The organism is Bacillus sp. mrc49, assembly GCF_002803435.1.
The window spans coordinates 1-443 of record NZ_PHNG01000276.1 but is presented as its reverse complement, the minus strand read 5'-3'; the positions used below and the strand labels follow the sequence as shown (position 1 = coordinate 443).

1 pseudogene is annotated in these 443 nt (G+C 45.6%); it reads left to right on the top strand.

Going from position 1 to position 443, the window contains the following annotated elements:
• Nucleotides 1–443: pseudogene (locus tag CVN76_RS01945) on the top strand (pyruvate carboxylase); the annotation flags it as partial.

Genomic DNA, 443 nt, shown 5'->3' with positions numbered 1-443 from the left:
CCAATCGCAAATCATGATTGCCGAAGGACATGATCTCCATGGCAAAAAGATCGGAATTCCCGAACAAGCAGGAATAAAAACTCATGGGTATGCCATCCAATCACGGGTGACGACTGAGGATCCTTTGAATAACTTCATGCCTGATACCGGCAAGATGATGGTATACCGTTCAGGTGGGGGCTTTGGTGTTCGGCTGGATGCGGGGAATGGATTCCAGGGTGCGGTTATCACGCCTTACTACGATTCCCTTCTTGTTAAACTCTCGACACATGCGCTTTCATTCGAGCAGGCAGCCTCTAAAATGGTTCGTAACCTTAAGGAGTTCAGGATCCGCGGGATTAAAACGAATATTCCCTTCCTTGAAAATGTTGTAAAACATGAAAAATTCATAACTGGCGAATACGATACTTCCTTCATTGATTCAACTCCGGAGCTTTTCAGCT